Origin of the sequence: Phenylobacterium sp., assembly GCF_035276905.1 — a bacterium.
GTDB lineage: Bacteria > Pseudomonadota > Alphaproteobacteria > Caulobacterales > Caulobacteraceae > Phenylobacterium.
Genome location: NZ_DATELG010000235.1, coordinates 1 through 4,499 on the forward strand (window position 1 = coordinate 1; position 4,499 = coordinate 4,499).

5 protein-coding genes are annotated in these 4,499 nt (G+C 68.1%); 4 read left to right on the forward strand and 1 reads right to left on the reverse strand.

From position 1 onward, the window contains the following. Nucleotides 1–442 precede the first annotated feature (442 nt). The gene (locus VJS38_RS10865) at nt 443–1,765 is read left to right on the forward strand and encodes an outer membrane beta-barrel protein (protein ID WP_324088163.1); all 1,323 of its coding nucleotides are present in this window, start codon (nt 443–445) and stop codon (nt 1,763–1,765) included. Nucleotides 1,766–1,773: 8 nt separating this feature from the next. On the opposite strand, the gene VJS38_RS10870 is transcribed toward VJS38_RS10865, so the two are convergent. After that, nucleotides 1,774–1,950 (reverse strand): hypothetical protein, encoded by a 177-nt coding sequence (locus VJS38_RS10870; RefSeq protein ID WP_324088164.1) that lies wholly within the window; start codon nt 1,948–1,950, stop codon nt 1,774–1,776. A 301-nt stretch (nt 1,951–2,251) separates the two neighbouring features. Between VJS38_RS10870 and VJS38_RS10875 the strand changes: the two genes are divergently transcribed. The 3 genes from VJS38_RS10875 (at nt 2,252) to VJS38_RS10885 (ending at nt 4,363) form a co-directional block, all read left to right on the forward strand. Next, nucleotides 2,252–2,512, forward strand: a complete 261-nt coding sequence (locus VJS38_RS10875) for a hypothetical protein (RefSeq protein ID WP_324088165.1) — start codon at nt 2,252–2,254, stop codon at nt 2,510–2,512. Between the two features lie 188 nt (nt 2,513–2,700). Further along, nucleotides 2,701–3,417, forward strand: coding sequence for a PEPxxWA-CTERM sorting domain-containing protein (locus tag VJS38_RS10880; RefSeq protein WP_324088166.1), 717 nt, complete (start codon nt 2,701–2,703; stop codon nt 3,415–3,417). A gap of 367 nt (nt 3,418–3,784) precedes the next feature. Next, nucleotides 3,785–4,363, forward strand: coding sequence for a sugar transferase (locus tag VJS38_RS10885; protein WP_324088167.1), 579 nt, complete (start codon nt 3,785–3,787; stop codon nt 4,361–4,363). Nucleotides 4,364–4,499 lie beyond the last annotated feature (136 nt).

Consider the following 4,499-nt stretch of genomic DNA (forward strand, 5'->3'; position numbering starts at 1 on the left):
CCCGCGAGGCGAAAACCGATCAGATGAAGGCCCACGTTCAATCCTCCGCATCAGGAACTTCGCCAGGAACGCGGGCAGATTGGCGCCCAAGTGTTCGGGCTTGGTGTTCCGGCAAGCTTTCCGCGCGATTCACCACACGGAGGGTCAGGCCGCGCTGCGCCGCGCGACGATCGCGAACGGCGGCTTAGCCTCCGCCTCCGCGGCCCGAGCAGGTCCGTCCGCACGCGAAGTTGGCCGGCGGCGTGCAACCGCGCGGGCATTCGGACTGCGCAAGCCCGCTTCCGGGCATGCGCGCCGCTCGCCCCGCCCGGCCCCTGTCCCCCCTTGCACGGCGCCGATAGCGTTTCGCTCGTGCGGGGGCGCGGCCAACAACGGACGAGAAGCACGAGATGGTGATCCAGCAAGGTTCGCGACCGACCTCGTCGGTCGCAGGGGAGAGGTCGTGACGGCGAGCGCGAGGCTGCTCCTGCTGGGCGCGGTCCTGGCGCTGGCGGGCGGATCGGCCCAGGCGCAATCGGTCGGCGCCGATCTGGCGGGCGCCGATCAGAGCAACGACAATTTCCGTCGCGACCGCAACGTCAGCGTCGTGGAGCGGCCGCATCCAGGCTACGAGGCGCTGGGCGTCAATCTCGGCGGCTTCATGCTCTGGCCGAAGGTGACCGCCTCCAGCGAGTACAACGACAACGTCTTCGCCACCGGCGTGAACGAGATCGACGACGTCGTCTTCCAGGTGACGCCGCAGCTGACGCTGACCTCCGACTGGCCCCGGCACTGGCTGTCGGCGCATGCCTCGGGGACCTTCAACCGCTACGCCAGCGAGACCGGCCAGAACAGCGACGACTATTCGGTCGGGCTCGCCGGCCGCCTGGACGTGTTGCGCACGGCCAACCTCGCCGGCGGCGTCGACCTCTCGCGGCTGACCGAGCCCCGGACGTCCGCCGGCACCGAGGGGCAACCCTCGCCGGTCGAATACCGGCTGACGACGGTCTACGTTTCCGGCGCGCAGACCTTCAACCGGCTGAAGCTGTCGGCCCGCCTCGCCTGGAGCCAGTACGACTACCTGGACGCCGCCGGCAACTTTCCCCAGGACGACCAGGATCGGCAGGTCACCATCGTCACCGGGCGCGCGGACTACGCCGTCACCCCGGATACGGCGGTGTTCGTCGAGATCACCGGCAACGACCGCAACTATCGGCTGTCGAGCTCGCCGATCGTCGGCGGCGCGCCGGAGTTCCCCAACTTCGTCAATCGCGACGCCAAGGGCGTCGGCGGCCTCGTCGGGGCCAACTTCGAGATCGCCGCCCTGGTGCGCGGCGAGATCGGCGTCGGCTACCAGCGCCAGGACTACAAGAGCGACGTCTTCCACGACTACAGCGGCCTGGGCGCACGCGCGAAGGTCGAATGGTTTCCGACCCAGCTGACGACGGTCACGCTCACGAGCTCACGCTCGGTCGAGGACGCAGCCCTGGCCGGCGCCTCCTCCTACCTGGCCACCAATCTTGGCCTGCGCCTGGATCACGAGCTGCTGCGCAACCTGATTCTCAGCGCGAACGGGACCTATGGCGACGACGACTACCGGGGGATCGACCGCGACGACAAGCGCTACGGCCTGGGGCTCAGCGCCAGCTACCTGATGAACCGGCGCGTCGGGCTCACCCTCGCCTACAGCCACTTCAAGAACGACTCGAGCGGCCGCGACGTCGACCCGGTGTTCGCCCACTATTCGGTCGACCGCGTCGGCCTGACCCTCACGCTGCAGTACTGAGGCGGTGCTCAGCCCGCGACCAGGGCCTGCAGGCCGAGGATGATCACGGCCCAGAGGCCCGCTGCGACGCTAAGCACCACCACCAGCCGCAGCCACCGGGGCAGCCGCCGCGCGGGTCCTCGCGGGCCGACGCCGGCGAGCCCGTTCGACGCGCCCAATCCGACGTCCCGCGCAAAGTCCGACATCACGCTCCCCCTCAGGATCGGGAACACACCACAACTAATAGGGGAGTCTCGCAACTTATGGGAGGCCCAAATTGGGCGACCTTTCGCCTCATAGGCGAGTTCTAGCGGCGAGGTGGTGTGCGCCGCGTAAGGCGCGACTGAGTGACGAACGCCGCCGCCACAATGCTGACAGATCCGCGACGCTATCGTCGATGCCGAACGCGCCCAAACACTGAAGCTGGTTAAGGTAACCAGCAAATAACTCTGCCCGTCGATCCATTGTTAAATTTAACCGTGCGAGCATCTCCGGGTGGAGGCTGGGATGAACGCTTTGAAACCGCGGCAGGGGGCGCCGCAAACCGCCGCCCAATCGAAGCCCGCCCCAGCAATAAGGGTGGCGCGCGACGACGACTCGGCGACGCAGTCCCAGGCCGTTGCGCTGCAAACCTATCTCGAGGCCGAGTTCGCCGAGCCGACCTATCCGCGGCGATGGCCGCTGGCGGTGAGCCTGCCGCTGATCGCGGCCGTCTCGGCGGGCCTGTGGGTCGCCATCATCGCCGGCGCCAAGGCCGTGCTGGGCTGACACGCGGCGCAACCGAAGCGCGTATTCGTGCAAATCCGGCGCCATGCAGCGCCAGCGTTGAAGCAGAGCAACAGGGTGCGGCAAACGCACTCAGATAACTAGCTGCACCGTGTTCAGAGGCGTGAATCCGGCGTAAACTTACTGTCACAATGTCCTCTCATGGGGCGGGGCCGACTTTGCTGATCCATGTGCAACGCATCGCGATCCTGTCGGCCGTCAGCACGCTCGTGCTGGCCGGACAGGCGAACGGGGCGCCTGTACAGTGCCCCTCGGTCAGTTTCACGCGCACGCCGGTTCACGCGAAGGCGCATCGCGCCGCGAAACCAAAGCCGGGCGTCCAGGCGGTGAAGCATCGTCACCGGACAAAGCCGCGAACGGCCGGCGCGAAGGTCGCCAGGCGCGGCGACGGCCCGCGCCCCAAGGTTGTGGCCTCCGACACCCTGCCGGTGCTGGCGCCGATCCTGCCCCCCGACACCCTGCCGGCGACCACGCCCGTGCTCGCGCCCGGTGTCCAGCCGGCGACGCCGATCATCGGCTATCGCCTCAAGCGCAGCGTGAAGATGGTCGCCTGCGAGCCCGTGCCGACGGTCACGACGACGCGCGCCGACCTGATCGCCCCGCCGGGCGGTCCAAACGTCGAGGCGGCGTACATTCCGACCGGCTTTCAGCCTACGCCGCAGGTCTCGCAGTTTCAGACCTCGCCGACCTTGCCCCGCGGGCCGACCGGCGGCGGCGGGGGCGATACGCCGCCCAGCTTCCAGCCGCCGACGGGACCCAAGCCCCCGGCCGCGGTCCCTGAGCCGGCCACCTGGGCGATGCTGATCGTCGGCTTCTTCGGGCTCGGCGCCCAGTTGCGCCGCTCAAGAGCCCGCGTACGCGACGCCGGATCCGCGCACGTGGGCTGACACAGCGCAGACTGACGTCAACGTTTGCGCCCTGAGTCTATGCTGTCCTTTACGGGACCGTTTGCGCTGTCCGCGCGCCCAGCGCCGTGTGCGGAGCGCGGCCGTCCAGCGCGATTTCATGAACCACGCTAGAACATTCATTGCAGCGGAAACAATGCGATCGCGTCGAATGCTGTCGAGGGCGCTCTCAACCTCCCAGACCTCGCCTAAAGCGCGGCCTGCAATCTTGTTTAATTCATCGTTATATGGCAAACGCCGTTCCGTGGTGGCGTGGCGCGGGCCAGGGGCTGGGATGACGGACATCGATACCGCGACGCGTCCGCTCGCCGCAGTCGAACGCACGTCCTGCCGAGTCGCCGAGAGTTCCGTGAAGAGAATTCTCGATGTCGTCGTGGCTCTATTCGCGCTGATTTTACTTGCACCGCTACTGGCGCTGGTGGCCGCCGCCATTGCCGTCGAAGACGGCGGGCCGGTGCTGTTTCGGCAGCAACGGACCGGCCTGCACGGCCGCGTCTTCACCGTGCTGAAGTTCCGTTCGATGTCGGTCGCCGAAGACCGTGGCGAGGTGCGGCAGGCGAGCCGGTGGGACGAGCGCGTCACCCGCGTCGGCGCGGTGATGCGCGCGCTCAGCATCGACGAGCTGCCGCAGCTCTGCAACGTGCTGCGCGGCGACATGTCCCTGGTCGGTCCGCGCCCGCACGCCCTGCGCCACGACGAGGCGTGGGGACGGGCCGTCCCCGCCTATCGCCACCGCTTCCGGACCCGCCCGGGGTTGACCGGCTACGCCCAGGTCCAGGGCCGCCGGGGCGAGATCCGCGACATCGGCGACATCGTGCGCCGCACCGAGGCGGACAACGACTACATCGACAACTGGTCGCTGAAGCTGGAGCTGCAGATCATTCTGCGGACCATCCCCCTGCTCTTCCACGATCCGAACGCCTACTGAGGCGTCGGCGCGGCGATCGTCGAGCCGCGACGCCTTTAACATTCGGCAATCAACCGCCCCTAGATTGCCCGGCGACGATGGAGAGCCGGTTCCCCCAAGAGCGCCGCCGCGAGCCCCGCCAGGCGGTCAACGCCTA